This is a genomic window from Breznakibacter xylanolyticus (assembly GCF_003254275.1).
GTDB classification, from domain to species: Bacteria; Bacteroidota; Bacteroidia; order Bacteroidales; family Marinilabiliaceae; genus Breznakibacter; species Breznakibacter xylanolyticus.
On the sequence record NZ_QKZK01000028.1, the window covers coordinates 1 to 14509 of the forward strand.

Sequence of the window (14509 nt, forward strand, 5' to 3'; positions counted from 1 at the left end):
TGGCCTTTCCGTCACTCACCGTCACGGGAACCGTCAGAGCACCTTGAAAATCAACCGACGGCGTGATGGTGGTACCACTCACAATATAGTTGGTGCCTGACTGCACGGCAAGCGTGAAATTCGTATCGCCATCCTCATCGGTGATGGTGAAGTGCGACAGCGTGAGCGTCAACGGCGTCTCCTCAACGGTGGTGAGGGGCACTTGTCCTTTGATGACGGGGGCATCGTTCACATTATTAACGGTCAACGAGAACAATTGCATGGCCGAACCAACAGCATCTGTCACGCGAAACTGGACGTTATGACTCCCAACATCAGATTGATTGGGAATTCCGGATAACCAATAACGATTTTGGGAATCTTTGTCAAACACCAACCAACTTGGCAAGACTGATTCAACGACAATCACAAATTCTCCTTCAAAGCCGGTTACTGTCAACTCATGCAACAACGAACTTCCTTGATCAACCACAACCGCATCCGAAGAAGTAAACGTTAGCTGTGCATAACCGTTACTGCTCCCTGCCCACATCAAGGCACACAATAGTAAAATAGTGATACGACTCATGACGATCTGTTTTGGTTCACACCAACTAAATTTACGATGCCGCAACAGCGAGAATAGCTCGATTTGACTAAGCCCTCTCTTTTAGGGAGTAAACTACATGATTACATTGAGAGAAGGTGTCATTTTTATGATATCAGCATATACCACAGAAGCCATACAACAAAAAAAAATTCCATCACACACCCACTTATGATAATTTTTCATTAAAATTGATACCGGAATTTTCAACCCATACGAAAAAACCGGCGTGACCGAAAAGCCTTAAGAGTAGGGAAATAATTCACCCCCGCACGCTGGAACGAAATAAAAAATCAAATTCAAAATCACGAAAACTACGACTATGGAAACAACTAACATGACCGACACACAACAACTCACTCTGAATTTCAATGCAAAAAATCACTTGCTCACCGTGACCCGTTGGGCGAAATTCCTGGCCATCATCGGCTATATCGGCTCAGGCTTTATGCTACTGGTCAGCCTGTTTGTTCTCACATTAAGTTCGTTCATGCCCGACTTAAGTCAAATAAGCCCCAGCCCGGTAACTTTCATGCCATTTAAAGTCTTAGGGTTTGCATACATGGCTTTAGCCGTATTCTATTTCTTTATCGCGTATTACATGTATTCCTTCGCCTCCAAATCAGCCAATGCCATCACCCTCAACCTCGATAGTGAATTAGAAGCAGCATTCAATGCCCTTAGAAAACAATACACCCTCGTGGGCATTTTCACCATTGTGATGCTAGCCTTAATGGTAATCATGCTAACCGTTGGCCTTATCACAGCCATTGCAACCTTATCGATGATCTAAAACGACCTATTCGTTAAGCAATAAAAAAACGCAGAGGTAGTCACTTAAATAGACACCTACTATATAACTCTTTTACCGAGAACCAGTGAGGCTTCTTCTCCTCACTGGTTCTCATCTTATCTCACTGCAACTCAGCATTAGTTCTTAGTTCGTTAAGTAGAGGACGATGATTAAATGCTGAGTTATCTGCTTTCATATTTAAACGCAATCTATTAATCAAGCCAACTCAGCGCCTTCGCGCCTCAGCGTTTATTTTGACTCTGTGTTTTTATTTTACACCCCTTACACAATCCTATAATCGAGTGATACTCACCTCAGAACCATCAGGTCGGAGTAAAAGCGTGTATCGCACAAGATGAGCATCCCTGAATATAATTTCGTAATGATCAATATCATCATTCATCGGATGTTTGTGAACCGTGATCACATTCATAATTTCACCGTGAACTGCGGCAGCCTGCTCAATCTCAAGCGGTAACATCAGGCGGTTGTGATTGACCCGATACTCAACCAAACCATTCTCGGGGTTAAACAAGGCGATACACTCGTTGTCGTCCTGATAAAAAATAGCTTCTTCGCACGAAGCCCCCTTCGACCATTCGACATTAATGGCACGGGGAAACATTTCCTGAAATAACTGCCGCGTTTTAACAGACAATGTTTGAGAATCTCCATTCCCAAAGGAAAAACTGAAGGTATCACTCATTTTTTATTCGTTTTTAGAATAAACAACCACTGATTAAGATGATGGTTGAATAAATGATTATTCTTTGAATTTTTCTTTATAAAGGTACAGCACACGCGCCTTTGCCCGCTTCAGGCGCATTTTGCATGCGCTTTCGCTCACCCGCAACGCCACACTAATTTCTTTGATTGATAGATTGTCCTGATACTTCATCAAAATCATGGCTTTTTCCTCGGGATGAACCGATTCAAGAATTGTCATGAGATTATGAAAGTTCACTTCAAACACATCTTCCTCTGTCTCATCAATGATTTCAGGCAGTTCATTGTCCTGATTCCATTGGGGATAGTGCAATTTCTTTTGCAAGCGCAGATAATCGATACAGTAATTATAAGTAATGGAATAGAGCCACGACGAAAAAGTGGCATTGTGCTTAAAGTCCCCTAACTTTTCATAAGTCTTTGACATCACATCGTTGGCCACTTCATGCGCCAGCGAACGTTTTTTCAAAAACGAATAGCACTTATCCACCACCTTGGGAAAATAACGCTTATAAAGCACCTCAAACAACTCATGCCGATGGTTATGCACAATCTCATGCAAGATTTGCTCATCCGTAAACGCCGAAAACGCTCTGAATTCCATTCGATTAAAAAAAAGTCTGTTTTTTTTGACTCCAAAGTGTTACTTTTAGCAATTGCTGCGTCTTAATCATGAAATTTGACCAAAGAAACGGGCAACCGAATCGGCGGCAAATATATATCTATTCATTATTCATTATTAATTTCAGGTAAAATTAAAAAACATGAAAAAATTTGCATTCTTAGGCATGTTGACCATGGGTATGGTTGTGTTATTTGCTAGCTGTGCTAAAGTTCCTCAAGCTGCTATTGACGGAGCTCAAGCTGCTGTTGATTCAGCTAAAATTGCTGAAGCCGCTGTTTATGTTCCTGAGCAATTGACTGCTTTGGAAGATTCAATGAAAAGCGCTTTGGCTGAAGTTGAAACTCAAAAATCTAAATTCTTCGCGAACTACGACAAAGCGGCTTCTACTTTGACTTGGGTGTCTGCTAACGCCGGTCAGGTTGCTCAAAACGCTGTAACTCGTAAAGCTCAATTGAAAGAAGAAATTGTGGCTGTAATTGCTGAAGTAACTGCTTCTTTGGCTGAAAACAAAGAACTGGTAGCTAAAGCTCCTAAAGGTAAAGAAGGCAAAGCTGCTTTGGAAGCTATCAACAGCGAATTGTCTGTTGTGGAAGCGACTATCGCTGAGTGCCAAACTGCTTATGACAATGGTCAGTATGTAGGTACCATCGACAAGATCAAAGCTGCGAAAGATAAAGCTGCTTCTATCAAAGAAGAATTGACAGCTGCTATCGACAAAACAAAAAAGAAATAATCTTACGGGATTATAAATAAATGAAAATCCCCGGCCAAGCCGGGGATTTTTTTTAAGATCATATTTTCACGAACCTTCTGAGCAAGAGAGACTGACACAGAAAATGCGCAAGAGACTGTTTTTCATCATCCTACCAATTATTACGATTACCATTGTAACCATTTGGATTTACAATTTGCCACAACCGCCGGCAGCTCAAGTAAACCAAGCCAGAAATGCCATTGCCGAAGCAGACAAATCATTGTCGGGAAAATATTCTGCATCATTATACAAAGAAGCAGTCACGCTTTACGATTCGGCCATGCATTATTGGAAAATTGAAAACGAAAAAATTTTCTTCAACCGCAAATACAGCCACATTGAGTCATTAGCGCTGCGATCCGAAAAAAAAGCCATCTTAGCCAAAGAACGGTCAATCAACAACGTTGCCTCATTCCAAAACCGGCTCGGCAAAACCATTAAAGAAACAGACTCGTTGCTAAAACAGTACGACCAGAATTTCAACAAAGTCCCCTGGCCGACTGCACTCAAGAAAAAAGAAGTCAGGGCACGCCTGTTGTTTTCCGAAGGCAAACTGGCATTCGACAAAAAGGACTATCTCAAAAGTGCCAAATGCATTGACAAGGCCACTGAGCAAATTCACGAAGTCTTTATTGTCGCTAAAAACGAAATGAAGAACTACTTCGACAACCATCCGGAATGGCAACAACAGGTTGACAATGCCATTGCCCGTTCACGAAAACAAAATGCTCCGGCCATTGTGGTTGACAAATTTGCCGGCAAATGTTATCTGTACCACTCAGGCAAACTCATAAGCACATGGGATGCAGAGTTGGGAAAAAACTGGATCGGCGACAAAAAAATGAAAGGCGACAAAGCCACTCCCGAAGGAAACTATTATGTCACTGCAAAAAAATCGGGCAGAAACACCACTTACTACAAAGCACTGTTAATCAATTACCCCAACGAAGAAGACAAAGCTTCGTTTGCAGCAGCCAAGAAGAAAGGACAAATCCCCTCATCAGCCGGCATCGGCAACAACATCGAAATACATGGTGGCGGCGGTAAAGGCGTGCACTGGACCGATGGTTGCGTGGCTTTGTCGAACCCCGACATGGATAAAATATATCATCAGGTGACAGTGGGCACACCGGTCACCATCGTTGGGTCACTTCGCCCGTTTGAAGAAGTTTTTAATTTTTAACGTCATCAACACACAAACACACTGACAAACAACAGCATGGCAGAACAAGATTTCACCACTGCAGACAACCTCCCCCTTCCCACATCCGACAGATTCAGAAAATGGCTTAAACCCGTGTTTGTGACACTGGCAATCATTGCCTTTGTGGCGATGCTCCCTTTTTACCTGATATTTTGGGTGCACCCGGTTCAGAATGTCGCCATTGGCCTGTTTGGTCAAAGTGGAACGCTTCAGGCCGATACCATTGCATACGATGCTGATGAACTGTATGCAACACTCGAAAAAACGCTGGTTCGCAACCGCACCAAGCTCAACTCGTTTGTGCCCAAGCATCCCTTTATCGTCATCAACATTACCGAGAATAAGTTTTGGCTCTATAATGCCAAAATGGAATTGGTGCGCGAAGGCGTATGCTCCACCGGAAGCTACATCACCCTTGACAATGGAAAGAAAACCTGGACTTTTAAGACCCCTAAAGGAGTGCGCAAAATCATCAACAAAGTGAAAGACCCGGTATGGACAAAACCCGATTGGGCTTTTATTGAAGAGGGCTTGCCGGTTCCTTCGGCTCGTCATGAGTCGCGTTACGAATACGGCGTATTGGGCGACTATGCCCTCCACATTGGTGACGGTTACATGCTGCATGGCACCATCTACCAACGATTCCTGGGACAGGCCGTCACCCACGGCTGCATCCGCCTGGGCGATAAAGATCTGGAGGCCATCTACAAAACGTTGGTCATCGGTTCAAAAGTATTTGTTTATTAACATTCGGTTATTCACCACATATAGAATTACACACAATGAAAGGTTTTTATCTTCAAGTGGCTCAATTCATCCATAAAACCAAGCTCATCCACATCATCTTAGGCATTCTGCTGATTTTTGCCATCATCTACACGGCAATGGGCATTCTGGCAGCTCGTAAAAAAATCAGTGAGCTTAACGAACGTTATCGCGCCGAAGTCCCCATGCCGGGCAATGACCTGCCCCGCATTTTCGAAATACGCAAAGAAAACGCATTCACCGAAGCGCGTTTGTCGCTCACAAAAAACGACTCCGTATCGCTCATCATCGACCTGAAAGACAGCACCGTATCATTAGACCTGAAAGGGGTTGCCATTCACAAGGCTCAAATGGTGAATTACACCTCAACAGCGGTATTGAGCGCCTTAAGTCCCGAAGCGCAGCTCAACCTCATCAACACCCCCATGAAGGTGCTTCGTCAATCATCGACCATCGTCAAAGAGCCCGAGATCATCAAAAAAGCACCCAAAGACACCATTGAAGCCGCACAACAGGAAGAAGCGGCCAAGCAGGACAGCGTGGATGTGAATCCGTCGTTTTATTACTTTGCCCTCGACAATGGCATTGAAGTCACCTTTGTGCATGAACATGAAAAAGGGCACTCGTATTTTCCATTATTCTTTGATCAGAAAATGAAAATTTTCAAGTCAACCACCGACTCGCTCAAGCATTTCAAATTGCCATCGTACACGCCCGAAATACGCATTGAATTGTTTGAAACGGATGCCAAAACCATCTATCGGGCTTTACCCAACCATGCTTTGGTGGCCATTAGGATGTAAAAAAAGCGTCATCAAAAAAATATTGCGATTAAGGGTTAGAGTTGTTAATTTGACAACCTCTAACCCTTAACTATTTACACCCATGAAGCTTCCTGAAACCATCCATCATCACGGAAAAAGCATCTACTACATCGACTTTTCGCACCTCAAGAGCATCGAGGAAATCACCACGGTCATTCACAACGCTAAGACTTACATTCGAAATCAACCACCCAAATCGTTGTTGGTGTTGGTATCAATCAGCATGATGCACATCAACACCGGCATCAAAGAGCTGTTTGTGGATTTCATCACGGGCAATCGCGACCACATCTACGCCAGTGCCGTCATTGGGCTAAACAGTCTCTCGCAAGTGGTGTTTAAAAACACCATTCGCCAAACCCGGCGAGACATCAAGGCTTTTCAGGACATCACAGATGCAAAAAACTGGCTCAGCGCGAAAATCAGCCTCGAAACCGCACGTCTGGTCGCCAATTAAGCGCGCGAAACAGAAGCATATGCGCCTTTCAGGGGGCTATCGCATTTTCAACACAATAAAAAAACCATTGCCCATTGACATTTTGAACAATTCAAAATAAATTACCTGACAATTAACTTTAACAAAACCGATTATGCTTAAAATGATTCTAAACGGCAACCTGGCTGAGGATGCCGAATTAAGACAGGTGGGCAGCCGCACCGCCATCAACTTCAAAATTGGGGTGAACATGGACTACTACGACGGTGAAGGGAAAAAAGTAGAACGCACCGAATGGGTAAAAGCCGTGTGGTGGAAAAATGAAAACCAAAGCACCAAAGTTTCGGACTATCTTAAAAAAGGGAAAAGAGTGCTCATTGAAGGCATTCCGTCGGCCGATGCCTACAAATCGAAAGAAGGGGATCCGAAATCTTATCTCTGCATCAACGTGAAAGAACTGGAATTAGTGAATTAACTGTCATACAATTGAGATTTCAACTCTGCCCTTGCCGCACTCCGGCAGGGGCTTTTATTTGAACAGACAGCGCCAATTGATTTGCCACAACCATGGCCATCAACCGAAAATGATATAAGTTTGCAGGCATTAACCCACACATCACTCACCCCCACTGAAACATGAAGCAATATTTGATTCTCATCACCCTGGCCATTGTTGTGGCAACCACAGGCTGCCACACATCACAAAAAAAGGCCGAAGCCCGTTATGCCGTTGCCGACAGCTTGTTTTGCAATCATCAGTACCACACGGCCAAGCTGGAACTCGATTCCATCATCGAACTCTATCCCGAACAAATTGCCGTGACCACACGCGCCAAAGATTTGCTACATAAAATCAACATCTCCGAACAGGAGAACAACCTCCGCTTTCTCGACAGCCTTATGGTGGTGAAACGGGACTCACTGGCTCCCCTGATGCAAAACTTTGAAATCACCGATGACGGCTCGCGCAAAACCCTGGTGCACAAACAACAAAAACGCATCAACTACTACGGACGCACCTATTTGCGACCCACGCTCGACACATTGGGCAACTTTTACCTGACAAGCTATTACTGCGGCGAAGGGAACATTCATCACACGCACATCAAGGTGACTGCGGGCGATGCATCGATGGTTTCGGAAACCATTGAACCCGATGGCTTTTACAACCGGCAATTTGACGATGGCGGCCTTTATTGGGAAGTGGTGCAATATCGCGATGGCAAAGACAACGGCGTCATTGACCTGATTGCCCGAAATGCCGACAAAACCATTAAAGTGCAGCTCATGGGCAAACGAAATACGGTGGTATGGATGGAAAAACCCGATAAGGAGGCCATTCGCGACGGGTACGAAATCAGTTTCCTGCTCAAAGAAATAGCCCAACTGCAAAAAGAGAAAGAAAACGCTTACAACGAACTCAAACGGTTAGGGGCAAAAAAATAACCCAACCGTGGCATTACCGCAACACGAGCCACGCGCCCCAGGAGCCACCCCACGGCACCATGGGCAAAATACCCGACCGCAATTGTCCTGCTTCCAGCACAGGTGGCGACTGACGCAAATGGCTTTCGCAAAACTCACCAAAGCCGTTGCCGGCAAACTGCTCCATCTGCCAGTGGCCTTGTGCCGACGGATGCAAACGCTGGCGCAACGAAATATTGAGACGCCCCATGGTGTAGCGTATGTTGGTTTCGATGGCAGGATGCAGATAGCAACTGCCGTCATCGGCACGGTACCACAGCGCATCAACCCCCAGCGGACCACTGTAAAGACGATGAATCGCCATGCCTGCCAGTGCCTGCCGAAGAGCCACAGCAGCCAGTTCAACAGCCGCTCGCAAACGAGCGGCATCATCGCGACGCATCACCTCATCGGGCCATGCGGCCAACAAACATCCGGTGAAGCGCCCCTTGTCGTTGGTATTGAAAAAGTTGTGCCCTACATATTCGACTTCACCCCCGGGGTGAATCTCGAAATGAAAGGAGAGGTCAATCTCGTTGTTCAAGAATGGTTCGGCCGTGAGAAAGCCCTGCTGACGAACAGATCCTTCCACCCATCGCATATCCGGCAGACGACCCGCGGGCACATCGCACATCATCAGGCCGCGCCCCGAAGCACTCCAGGGTGCCTTAAAAATCACCCTGCCGGAGAACCCCTCCAGAACATCATGCGCCTGCGACACCGAACGAATGATTCGCGTGGACATAGGCAATTGCACCGGCGAACCCTCAGGCACCAAAGGCCTCAAAACATCGGCCAGGGCAATGGCCGTGAGCCGACTCATGAGCTCCCGATGAGCCGGTTGCCATAAGGCGACCGGCAATGCCCGAAACGAGGCATCGCACAGCCTCATCACATCGGCATAAGCATGGTGCGTGGCACGGCTCCAGCCCCACGGCACAAAGCGACGCAAAGACTCCTGACCGCCGAGCACCTCACCAAGCGTCACAAAGCGTGGCAAAGAAATGCCGCATTGCGTCATCAAATCGAGAAAAGGGACATCGACAGTCGCCGGCACACACACCATGTCATCGCAACGGGCAAGCCACATGGGCAGGGTGGCTGTATCGGTCTCGAACAGCAACAATCCCCGTGCGGGGGTATAACTAATGGAATTGTTGCCCACAGCAATGTCGCAAGTGGGGTTGAAGAGATATAAGTCGGGGGATTGCAAGCAAAAAGGGATTAAAGCGTGGCACAATGCCTGCAAAAATAACATCGCCGCCAGTTAATGCCGACGGCGATGGTTAAAAAAGGTCATTTAATTTCGATGACTTTGGCAGGACGAGGCTTGGCCTCTTCGCGTTTGGGAAGGGTAATGTGCAGAATGCCGTTATCGTATTTGGCCACAATTTTTTCGGCATCTACCAACCGTTCGGGCAGTGTGAAACTCCGTTGGAACGACTGATAGCTGAACTCGTGCTTGGTGTAACGGCCTTTTTTCTCGAGGGTGTGTTCGCTTTTGCGTTCCGAAGAGATGGTGAGCGTGTCCTGGTCGAGGTTGACCTTAAAGTCATCCTTTTGCATGCCGGGAGCGGCTACTTCAATGACGAACTCATTCTCGTTTTCCATCACGTTCACGGCCGGAACCGTGGTGTTGGTATCCGAGAAGTTCCAGTTCATCCAGTCCATCAAATCCCTGTTCATCCAGTTATCGAACAATGAAGGGAAAGAGGGAACTCTGCTTTCGTGACGTTTTAACAGTGTCATGGCTTTGTCCTCCATTTATAAGTGAAACATTTACCCAAAACCTACAACAGACGTGCCAACCCTGATAATGAACCTTTTAACTGACATTATTACATCAAAAAGGACATCGCGTCACCTCAAAATGACAACCTCAACAAAACCATGGGTTGCCAAACTGAAAAGTTGTCACCCCCCTGCCCGACCGGCATCGTCATCAAGGGCAGGACGCCCGCGCATGGGTTTTCCCACGGGGCGAACCTCGATGAGCTTGCGACACGTGGGGCACTCGTATATTTCGCACCCGGTGCAACTGAAACAGTTGGAACAGTATTTTTCAAGGTCGTCTTTCGAGAAACGGGAGTGGCAATGGGGGCACTCAAGTACAGGAGCTGTTTTCATAACATCAAAGGTGTCAAAACGAATGACACAAAGATAACATCATCAGCCAGAGTTTTCAATAAACACAGAGACGCCGAGGCACGGAGGATTATGAACGTTATGACGTACATTTGAGATACGATTATACCTGTTTTCAAATAAAAAAGGGGCTCTATTTCGAACCCTATTGATAAACAATATATGGCAGCACGAAATCAAGCAAGGTAACTAAGCCGCCTTCGGAAAATGGCGTTAAGAAAATCATAGGCCTGAACGTTAAAAAAGATGCGCTGTTTGAGCTTGCGAGTTCGCAGATTTTAGCGAAGGCCTATGATTTTTAGCCATTTTACGTCAGCGGCGGCCTTTTTTGCTTACTTTTTGGGGCTGTAGCCAATTCAGCGGAGCTCAGCGACGCTTAATCATGAGGGCAAATGAAAACAAACCCTTTCCGAATAAAAAGTAAGAGCCCGCCCGGCTCGAGGACACGAAAAAATGGTTTGTGTGAATTGAGACTTATGATTACCCACACAAATCAGAATAGAGCCATGTATTTGAAAACCTTAAACTCTATTCGAGAATCAACATTAAATATCCAACCATCGAAACACACCCCTATTCGACTCAATACTACTACGAAGGAGACGACTTCATTAACGAAATTAGTAAAGAAAGCATCGAAATTACGCCCCTGCCCGTCATCATGTAAATAAATACAAAGCAAGCTCACGGCATCAACCATCCCAACAAATCGCAACCATCCGACTGCGGAATCATCCATTTGGTTAAATTTGATGACTGCGAAAACTCCCCAAAATGTCATCACGTAGCCTCTCTGCTTATCTGCTCTTTATTGGGATGTGCATTTATTGCGAAGCCCTGGCTCAGGACACCCTCCTGACCGCCCCCGTGCAGCTTCATCTCGAGAACATTCCCCTGCGTCAGGCCATCGACACGCTGAGCAAACAGGTAAATACCGGCTTTGCTTACGATGCGGGGTCGCTGCCCCTCGACTCACTGGTGCGCATCGACGCCCGGGAGACACCCCTGCGGCAGTTGCTTTACCAATTGTTGGCAGCGCACGATGTGGACGTGAGCCTGTTCATGGATCAGATCGTGATCAGTCGCAGCACAAGACACCAGCCTTTGCAAGAGGAGCAGGTGCGCATCCGGGGCATGGTGACCGATGCCGACAGTGGCGAGCCCCTCCCCTACGTCAACATCAGCATCGTGGGCGAACCGGTGGGCAGCACCACCAATGCCGAGGGTCAGTACGAGTTTCGGCTCCCTGCCCGCTACCGGGGGCGTCCGCTTACCTTTTCGAGCATCGGGTATGCGTCGGCTCACCTGGCGGTTCCCCTGGCCGACACGCTGGCCGACCTGCGCCTGAGCACCACCGACATCCGTTTGCCCGAGGTGAAGGTGATGGCCATTCCGGCACGGGTCATCATCAACCGGATGCTGGCCAACCGACACCGCAACTACCTGCAATCGGATGTGCTGCTGGAGGCATTTCTCAGGGAGACCATTCGGCAGGACTCGCAGTACGTGGAGGTATCGGAGGCGGTCATCGACATTCTGAAACCGGCCTACACCAACAACTACCAGTTTGAGAAGGTGCGGTTTGTAAAGGGACGCAAAAGCAGCACCGTGGCACAGATGAACCTGGTGAAGTTTCGGTTGCAGGGGGGACCGTACTACTTTTCGCGCATGGATGTGGCTCGTTACCTCGACTTTTTCCCCGACAAGGATGCCCCCGAGGTGTACCAATACGCGTTTGCCGGATATGATTATCAGCATGGCCGCACGCTTTACAAAATCGCCTTCAAGCCCATTGACGACAATGGCGAGCTGCTATACGAGGGCGAGCTGGCCATTGATGGGGAGAGTTATGCCCTGGTGTCGGTCGATTTTCGCATGACACGCCCCACGCTGCGCCAAAGCCGCAAGTACCTCATCCGCAAGGACACGCGCCAGGCCAAGGCCACGCCCTTTTTTGCCATCTACCACATCGACTATCGCCCCTTTCACGACCGCTGGGTGCTCAACCGCATTAAGGGCGAAATAAAAGTGCGCATCCGCGACCGCCAACAACGTCTCACCTCCCACTTTGAAGCCGTGACCGAGATGGTGGTCACCGACTTTCGCCCCGCCGACGGGCAACGACTCAAATATGCCGAGACCTTTAAACCCGACTATGTGCTGTCGGAGAAAATTGATGCCTTTGATGCCAGATTTTGGGACAACTACAATGTGATTCAGCCCGACGAAGATTTGGAGAAGGCGATGAAAAAGAGGTTTTAGGAGAAGTGGAGGGGTGGAGAAGTGGAGGGGCTGTGAAGAGGGGAGTGCATTTTTACAGCCGGGTCGCATCATGATACAAGGCGTGAACCATTGGCCCGACCCGTTGTTACATCATCAAACATTTTTAGCGATGACATCATCCGTAGGGACACCCTATGCCCTTTTCCCGCATCGCGTGCTGGCCATTGAGGCCGTGGCACCGCAGGTGTACGTGCTTGACCTCGAAAAACGATTTCACTTTTTGCCCGGACAGGTGGTGGCCGTGGCGCTTCCGGACGATGCACACAAGCCACGCCTTTACAGCGTGGCGGGAAGCCCCCGCGAGACCCGACTGCGCATCCTCTTTGACGTGAAGGCCGATGGATGGCTCACCCCCCGCCTGGCAAGACTCAAACCCGGCGACCACGTGCAGGTGTCCGAGCCCTTTGGCAAATTCATTGGCGACGATGCGCCGGCATGGTGGATAGCTACCGGCACCGGCGTGGCGCCCTTCGTAAGCATGACCGAAGCGGGGCTGGCACACAACAAAACACTCATTCACGGGGCGCGCACCCTCAACAAGTTTTATTTCGCCTCCCTGTTTGAGCAGCATTTGGGCGATCGCTACCACCGCTTTTGCACCACCGCTCAGGCGCCCCACGTGGCACACGGCAGGCTCACCCACTGGCTCGAGTCGCATCCCCATCTGCCCTTGGAGATAAAATACTATCTTTGCGGCCATGCCGACATGGTGGTAGAAGTGCGCCGCATTTTGGTGGAACAAAAGGGCATTCCCTACCACAACGTGCTGGCCGAAATCTATTTTTAACAACTCCCGATGACTGAAAAAGAAAGCCTGCTGGGCAAAACGCTCACCGAGCTGCAACAAATGGTAAAAGTGATGGGCCTGCCGGGCTTCACCGCCAAGCAAATTGCCGAATGGCTGTACGCCAAACGGGTCACCAACTTTGAGCAGATGACCAACCTGTCGAAAAATGCCCGGCAACAACTCACGGAACGTTACCAGGTGGGACGCCTGGCGCCGATGAAGGTGCAGGAATCCGTGGACGGCACCAAAAAATACCTCTTCGCCACGCAGCACGCCCAATACATTGAAGCAGCCTACATGCCCGAGGACGACCGGGCCACACTGTGCGTGTCGTCGCAGGTGGGATGCAAAATGGGCTGCCTGTTTTGCATGACGGGCAAACAGGGTTTTCAGGCACAGCTGTCGGCGGGTGAAATCATCAACCAGGTCTTTAGTTTGCCCGAGTTCGATCGGCTCACCAACATTGTGTACATGGGCATGGGCGAACCCATGGACAACATCGACCAGGTGCTCAAAAGCCTCGAGATACTCACCGCCCCGTGGGGCTTGGCGTGGAGCCCCCGCCGCATCAACGTCTCGACCATTGGCGTGGCGCCGGCCATGCAACGTTTCATCAACGAGAGCGAAGCCCATCTGGCCATCAGCCTCCACTCGCCTTTCAACGAAGAGCGCAAAAACCTCATGCCCATCGAAAACGTGTATCCCATCGAAGAAGTGGTGGAGATGCTCAAAGAGACCGACTGGAGCAAACAGCGCCGCGTATCGTTTGAGTACATCATGTTTAAAGATGTGAACGACACCCCCGCCCACGTCAAGGGTCTTACCAAACTGCTCAACGGCATCAAGTGCCGCATCAACCTCATCAAGTTCCACGCCATCCCCAACACGCCCCTCGAGGGGTCATCCACAGAACAGATGACCCGCTTTCGCGACGAACTCACCAAAAAAGGCATCACCACCACCATCCGCCGAAGCCGTGGCGAAGACATCTATGCCGCCTGTGGGTTGCTCTCGACCAAGGAGTTGGTGAAGAAGGAGAAAAGGGAGGAGGATTTTTAAATAACCCACTTAAACCTTCGAGGTTTTGAAAATCTCGAAGGTTTAGTCCGGGTATCCA

18 protein-coding genes are annotated in these 14509 nt (G+C 48.4%); 11 read left to right on the top strand and 7 right to left on the bottom strand.

Annotated features, from left to right (window positions below):
• Positions 1-568, bottom strand: a 568-nt coding sequence (locus LX69_RS13415) for an Ig-like domain-containing protein (protein ID WP_146260744.1), incomplete at its 3' end; no start/stop codon positions are given.
• A 340-nt stretch (positions 569-908) separates the two neighbouring features.
• On the opposite strand from LX69_RS13415, the gene LX69_RS13420 reads away from it, so the two are divergent.
• Entirely contained in the window at positions 909-1379 is a 471-nt protein-coding gene (locus LX69_RS13420) for a hypothetical protein (protein ID WP_111446567.1), read from the top strand.
• 292 nt (positions 1380-1671) lie between these two features.
• Here LX69_RS13420 and LX69_RS13425 read toward each other — a convergent pair whose 3' ends face one another.
• Together LX69_RS13425 and LX69_RS13430 are read right to left on the bottom strand one after the other, a co-directional pair.
• A complete protein-coding gene (locus LX69_RS13425) occupies positions 1672-2085 on the bottom strand; it encodes a hypothetical protein (protein ID WP_111446568.1) in 414 nt (137 codons plus the stop codon).
• A gap of 57 nt (positions 2086-2142) precedes the next feature.
• Complete coding sequence (locus LX69_RS13430) at positions 2143-2709, bottom strand: RNA polymerase sigma factor (RefSeq protein WP_111446569.1); 567 nt, start codon at positions 2707-2709, stop codon at positions 2143-2145.
• 160 nt (positions 2710-2869) lie between these two features.
• Here LX69_RS13430 and LX69_RS13435 point away from each other — a divergent pair, with 160 nt between their 5' ends.
• The 7 genes from LX69_RS13435 to LX69_RS13465 all read left to right on the top strand — a co-directional run bounded on the left by LX69_RS13435 (position 2870) and on the right by LX69_RS13465 (position 8159).
• Positions 2870-3463 carry a hypothetical protein gene (locus tag LX69_RS13435; RefSeq protein WP_111446570.1) on the top strand — a complete coding sequence of 198 codons (594 nt, stop codon included), beginning with the start codon at positions 2870-2872 and terminating at the stop codon, positions 3461-3463.
• 103 nt (positions 3464-3566) lie between these two features.
• Positions 3567-4667, top strand: a complete 1101-nt coding sequence (locus tag LX69_RS13440) for a L,D-transpeptidase family protein (RefSeq protein WP_111446571.1) — start codon at positions 3567-3569, stop codon at positions 4665-4667.
• Between the two features lie 36 nt (positions 4668-4703).
• Positions 4704-5435 (top strand): L,D-transpeptidase, encoded by a 732-nt coding sequence (locus LX69_RS13445; protein WP_111446572.1) that lies wholly within the window; start codon positions 4704-4706, stop codon positions 5433-5435.
• A gap of 35 nt (positions 5436-5470) precedes the next feature.
• On the top strand, positions 5471-6256 hold the full coding sequence (locus LX69_RS13450) for a hypothetical protein (RefSeq protein ID WP_111446573.1): 786 nt from the start codon (positions 5471-5473) through the stop codon (positions 6254-6256).
• Positions 6257-6338: 82 nt separating this feature from the next.
• Entirely contained in the window at positions 6339-6734 is a 396-nt protein-coding gene (locus LX69_RS13455; protein ID WP_111446574.1) for a hypothetical protein, read from the top strand.
• A gap of 133 nt (positions 6735-6867) precedes the next feature.
• On the top strand, positions 6868-7188 hold the full coding sequence (locus LX69_RS13460) for a single-stranded DNA-binding protein (protein ID WP_111446575.1): 321 nt from the start codon (positions 6868-6870) through the stop codon (positions 7186-7188).
• 161 nt (positions 7189-7349) lie between these two features.
• Positions 7350-8159 (top strand): hypothetical protein, encoded by an 810-nt coding sequence (locus LX69_RS13465; RefSeq protein WP_111446576.1) that lies wholly within the window; start codon positions 7350-7352, stop codon positions 8157-8159.
• A gap of 13 nt (positions 8160-8172) precedes the next feature.
• Here the strand turns inward: LX69_RS13465 and LX69_RS13470 are convergent, their stop codons facing one another.
• The 4 genes from LX69_RS13470 to LX69_RS13485 form a co-directional block, all read right to left on the bottom strand.
• Positions 8173-9390 carry a hypothetical protein gene (locus tag LX69_RS13470; protein ID WP_146260745.1) on the bottom strand — a complete coding sequence of 406 codons (1218 nt, stop codon included), beginning with the start codon at positions 9388-9390 and terminating at the stop codon, positions 8173-8175.
• A gap of 83 nt (positions 9391-9473) precedes the next feature.
• A complete protein-coding gene (locus tag LX69_RS13475) occupies positions 9474-9926 on the bottom strand; it encodes an Hsp20/alpha crystallin family protein (protein ID WP_111446610.1) in 453 nt (150 codons plus the stop codon).
• Between the two features lie 165 nt (positions 9927-10091).
• Positions 10092-10304: a hypothetical protein gene (locus tag LX69_RS17555; RefSeq protein ID WP_146260746.1), complete on the bottom strand. Its 213-nt coding sequence runs from the start codon at positions 10302-10304 to the stop codon at positions 10092-10094.
• A gap of 511 nt (positions 10305-10815) precedes the next feature.
• The gene (locus tag LX69_RS13485) at positions 10816-11061 is read right to left on the bottom strand and encodes a hypothetical protein (RefSeq protein ID WP_111446579.1); all 246 of its coding nucleotides are present in this window, start codon (positions 11059-11061) and stop codon (positions 10816-10818) included.
• A 35-nt stretch (positions 11062-11096) separates the two neighbouring features.
• Here LX69_RS13485 and LX69_RS13490 point away from each other — a divergent pair, with 35 nt between their 5' ends.
• The 3 genes from LX69_RS13490 to rlmN all read left to right on the top strand — a co-directional run bounded on the left by LX69_RS13490 (position 11097) and on the right by rlmN (position 14451).
• Complete coding sequence (locus tag LX69_RS13490) at positions 11097-12584, top strand: carboxypeptidase-like regulatory domain-containing protein (protein ID WP_111446580.1); 1488 nt, start codon at positions 11097-11099, stop codon at positions 12582-12584.
• Between the two features lie 130 nt (positions 12585-12714).
• Positions 12715-13392 carry a ferredoxin--NADP reductase gene (locus LX69_RS13495; protein ID WP_111446581.1) on the top strand — a complete coding sequence of 226 codons (678 nt, stop codon included), beginning with the start codon at positions 12715-12717 and terminating at the stop codon, positions 13390-13392.
• Between the two features lie 9 nt (positions 13393-13401).
• On the top strand, positions 13402-14451 hold the full coding sequence (rlmN, locus tag LX69_RS13500) for a 23S rRNA (adenine(2503)-C(2))-methyltransferase RlmN (protein WP_111446582.1): 1050 nt from the start codon (positions 13402-13404) through the stop codon (positions 14449-14451).
• The last annotated feature ends 58 nt before the right edge of the window (positions 14452-14509 follow it).

Coding starts and splice junctions, on each gene's coding strand:
- rlmN (WP_111446582.1), top strand. CDS start 13,402: ATGACTGAAAAAGAAAGCCTGCTGGGCAAAACGCTCACCGAGCTGCAA.
- LX69_RS13450 (WP_111446573.1), top strand. CDS start 5,471: ATGAAAGGTTTTTATCTTCAAGTGGCTCAATTCATCCATAAAACCAAG.
- LX69_RS13430 (WP_111446569.1), bottom strand. CDS start 2,709: ATGGAATTCAGAGCGTTTTCGGCGTTTACGGATGAGCAAATCTTGCAT.
- LX69_RS13420 (WP_111446567.1), top strand. CDS start 909: ATGGAAACAACTAACATGACCGACACACAACAACTCACTCTGAATTTC.
- LX69_RS13475 (WP_111446610.1), bottom strand. CDS start 9,926: ATGACACTGTTAAAACGTCACGAAAGCAGAGTTCCCTCTTTCCCTTCA.
- LX69_RS13465 (WP_111446576.1), top strand. CDS start 7,350: ATGAAGCAATATTTGATTCTCATCACCCTGGCCATTGTTGTGGCAACC.
- LX69_RS13455 (WP_111446574.1), top strand. CDS start 6,339: ATGAAGCTTCCTGAAACCATCCATCATCACGGAAAAAGCATCTACTAC.
- LX69_RS13495 (WP_111446581.1), top strand. CDS start 12,715: ATGACATCATCCGTAGGGACACCCTATGCCCTTTTCCCGCATCGCGTG.
- LX69_RS13460 (WP_111446575.1), top strand. CDS start 6,868: ATGCTTAAAATGATTCTAAACGGCAACCTGGCTGAGGATGCCGAATTA.
- LX69_RS13485 (WP_111446579.1), bottom strand. CDS start 11,061: ATGGATGATTCCGCAGTCGGATGGTTGCGATTTGTTGGGATGGTTGAT.
- LX69_RS17555 (WP_146260746.1), bottom strand. CDS start 10,304: ATGAAAACAGCTCCTGTACTTGAGTGCCCCCATTGCCACTCCCGTTTC.
- LX69_RS13435 (WP_111446570.1), top strand. CDS start 2,870: ATGAAAAAATTTGCATTCTTAGGCATGTTGACCATGGGTATGGTTGTG.
- LX69_RS13445 (WP_111446572.1), top strand. CDS start 4,704: ATGGCAGAACAAGATTTCACCACTGCAGACAACCTCCCCCTTCCCACA.
- LX69_RS13440 (WP_111446571.1), top strand. CDS start 3,567: ATGCGCAAGAGACTGTTTTTCATCATCCTACCAATTATTACGATTACC.
- LX69_RS13490 (WP_111446580.1), top strand. CDS start 11,097: ATGTCATCACGTAGCCTCTCTGCTTATCTGCTCTTTATTGGGATGTGC.
- LX69_RS13425 (WP_111446568.1), bottom strand. CDS start 2,085: ATGAGTGATACCTTCAGTTTTTCCTTTGGGAATGGAGATTCTCAAACA.